The sequence below is a fragment of the Pseudomonas asuensis genome (genome assembly GCF_014646755.1).
In the GTDB taxonomy this organism is placed as follows: domain Bacteria; phylum Pseudomonadota; class Gammaproteobacteria; order Pseudomonadales; family Pseudomonadaceae; genus Chryseomonas; species Chryseomonas asuensis.
The window spans coordinates 1-3,136 of sequence record NZ_BMNW01000048.1 but is presented as its reverse complement, the minus strand read 5'-3'; the positions used below and the strand labels follow the sequence as shown (position 1 = coordinate 3,136).

General features: G+C 49.1%; 2 protein-coding genes and 1 pseudogene. 1 reads left to right on the top strand and 2 read right to left on the bottom strand.

The genetic code is table 11. The features are described from left to right. Positions 1-315: 315 nt before the first annotated feature. Positions 316-765, bottom strand: coding sequence for a hypothetical protein (locus tag IEX86_RS24505; protein WP_188868757.1), 450 nt, complete (start codon positions 763-765; stop codon positions 316-318). Positions 766-2,005: 1,240 nt separating this feature from the next. On the opposite strand from IEX86_RS24505, the gene IEX86_RS24500 reads away from it, so the two are divergent. Further along, positions 2,006-2,737 (top strand): hypothetical protein, encoded by a 732-nt coding sequence (locus IEX86_RS24500; protein WP_188868756.1) that lies wholly within the window; start codon positions 2,006-2,008, stop codon positions 2,735-2,737. 25 nt (positions 2,738-2,762) lie between these two features. Here IEX86_RS24500 and IEX86_RS25330 read toward each other — a convergent pair. Beyond that, positions 2,763-3,136: pseudogene (locus IEX86_RS25330) on the bottom strand (transposase); the annotation flags it as partial.

Genomic DNA, 3,136 nt, shown 5'->3' with positions numbered 1-3,136 from the left:
CGGATGGCGTGCGTGGTCGTGGCGCGTTTGTGTAGAACTTGAGCCATGGATCCTCCTCCGATAGAGGTCTATACCATAAACCCTTTCTCCCTGGGACCAAACAGCTAGGCATACAGGTTATGTTACGGGTAGATTGAACACGGCCTGAACCTTACCCTTTCAAGCCGACGACGGCCTGTTGGCGGCGTCAAAACATATTGTTGAGGCGCTTCTTGAGTAAGCCATGCCAGTGCTTTCTGCTCGTGTCCCCTATGAAGCTGCCTTGACTTAGAGAGTAGGCCGCAACGCGTTGCTGGCCCAATTTCACTTCTACCACTACCTGTTTGAGCGATCACCCATCGAGTATGTTGGGGCATTTAGCATGGTCAGCGGCATGCCGTTGCGCACTAACAGGTGGTTCAAAGTCAAAATCGCGAAACTATGTGCGTTGCCATCAGGAAGCGGATGCAGCCGTTCTAACTTCTGGCACAGGTCGACGATGTTCTCCAACCTTTCATTCTCGGTACGGCAGTTGAGCATGTTCCTTTCATATTCAACGATGAAAGCATCCATGTGCTTCGCCAATATCACGAACGAGGTCTCTACATTGGCCACATCGCCGGTTGGCTCTGCTGGCGGTGCTACAGGCTCACCGGGTATCGTTTTGTTCCACTGAGCATCGAATTTTTCGAAATCTTGTCGGTTGGAGGTTACCACGTAACCAAGCAGGGTTTTACGCAGCTCCCGGCCGAATGCCAAAAGCTCATTACGACCCTCGGGCGTCATATTTTGCCCATAGTCAATCCGAAGCTGCTCCTGATGTAGTCCTTCTTGTCGACGTCTGGACCAGTACAAGCAGCTCTGTGAAAACTGGTAAGCAGCTTGGCGTTGAGAGACGCTTTAAGAGATTTCATTGAAGTAGCCCACCCGCTGAGCAATCCGTGCAGGTAACGGGCTCAGCGTCCATTATAAAGGGCAGTAGCGGGTTATCTCGGCTCCATCGATGTGTTTTTCGATTGTGTCCACAAAGGCGGGGTTGAGGCACAGACGCCACCGGTGTTCGGCCGGGACGTTAGCCAATGGTGTCTTTGACGTGTCGATCGACCGTTGCAGCTTCGCAATGTCATCCAAGTGTAACGGTACTTTGCTAAGTGCCGCAGCGCCCAGTGGATACCTGACAGGATCTTTACGTAGCATCTCAAGCGTATTGTTCAGTAGCGGCTCGATGCTCTCCGGTAGCTGACCATGGGCCAGCGCTCGCGGAGTACGCCGTTGACTGCTTGCAAGGCGCAGAGCATCACTAAGTTTTTCACACCAACAAGGGCTGTGCCAGGCGTCGCTTGATTGAATGTATTAGTAACATGCCCCTCGAGTGAGGCTTTTACTCGTGCTTGCAGTGCGGAGAGCGGATATTCCCCAATTTTTTGTGTTTCTTCGGTATGGCGGGTACTGGAAGCTTGAAAAGAGGACGTGTGTAGTGGGTTCTTCAGAGTCCGTGACATTGCATGCTCAGTTGCACTGAAGAGGATAGGGAATGTTGACTATTGGTTGATAGCGCTTGCCCGATCAGCGGCACTCTCCAGATGAGTAGGCAATATGGCCCGGTAGGTTCCCTAGATTAGCTTTTCGGTCTAACGACTGCACTCAACAGTGCTCAAGCCATCGTTTCTAGTAGTTCCGGCAGCAGTATGGGAGCTGGATTACTATGCTAGAAATGAGAGATCACGATCGGCTTGAAATTCCGAGATGCTGTCATCTTAAGTTGGGCACCAATCAATTTGCAGCCACGCTACGACGGGCTATCAAAGGCACTGCGTTCCAGAAATATCCATTGAGCGTTGTGCTCAGCGATATCTTACTTGCTCTTCTGCTGAAAAAGCTTGAATTACTGATGGTTTGGGCTGGTCGGGCCGGTCTCGAAAGCAGGGTCATGCCCTCGCTAATGAAAGAGCCGCTTGAATAGCGTCTTTGGAACGACCTCTCTCAGCTTGACCACATAGATCGTATAATCCGAGGAAGAAGCTATATGCGTGGTTTATTATCGAGTTGTTTATGTCTACTAATTACATATTACAAGCATGAAACTACCCGAGAGCATATCGAATTACAGCAAGTATCACCGCACACGCTACTGGAGACGCCTCAAGCTACTTTGAAAGCTGATCAAGAGCAAACGCCTGAACTTACGATAAGAAAAATGAACGATGATCGTATTTACAAACTCATACAGCGGAAGAAAGCCTTGCCTAAGGAGTTCCATGGTGATGTAGATCAAGAAACTAACGATGCCAAGAATCTTGAAAATTACGCTGCAATCTTAATGGAAGGCATCAAGCACGAGCAGTCTCCTCTCGAAGTGTTGCATAATTTATCTAACAATATTAATCAACATAATTTGATTAATTATCACTCTACTAGCTTGCGTAATGCTTATGCTCTTATGACTCATAAAGCAGGCGATTGTGAGTCAATCTGTAAGTTTTTTTGTTTTATCGCTTGGGCTGCTGGTCATAGGCTGAAACAGCTTGAAGGCGCCTTTACTTTCCATATGGTTGCAAATAATCAAATATTCGGTCAACCGAAGGACATCTGTTTTAATTTTGTCTCACATACGGTCATTGAGTTACGTGATGCGCAGCGCTCATCAATTTACTACGACCCCTTATTTGGCCAGACGGTCAACCTTTCTAATTACGGTGAGATTCTAGCTGGTTATTTAGAGCCGCTAAAAAAAGTCTCATCAGTGAGCGAAGACTAAGAGGGTGTAGACAAAACAAAACCTTTCAAGCCAGTCTATTGAGCAAGATACGCGCATTAGTTAGCCATACCCAGGCTGCAGCGATCCAGCACTTTGGCAGAATAGTGAAACCAGCTCCTCTCTCAGGCAGAGCCAGAGCCGTTTGCAAGGTTCCGGTAGCGCCATTACCCGGTCGCCGCACCACTTCGACCACAAGCGCATGAGCGTTTTCGATCGCCCGGGCACGACTTCCTCCATAAGCGCCATCGGTATAGAGTTTCTAGATACAAGGTGCCTTGCTGCAGGCCTGCTGGACGACCGCAGCAGCCGCGTCACGGTCCTGGACACTGGCTGCGGTAACTGTAACCGCTACGACTACGCCCAGCGTATCAACAATTAAGTTGCGCTTTCGACCTTTGA

Coding starts and splice junctions, on each gene's coding strand:
- IEX86_RS24505 (WP_188868757.1), bottom strand. CDS start 765: ATGACGCCCGAGGGTCGTAATGAGCTTTTGGCATTCGGCCGGGAGCTG.
- IEX86_RS24500 (WP_188868756.1), top strand. CDS start 2,006: ATGCGTGGTTTATTATCGAGTTGTTTATGTCTACTAATTACATATTAC.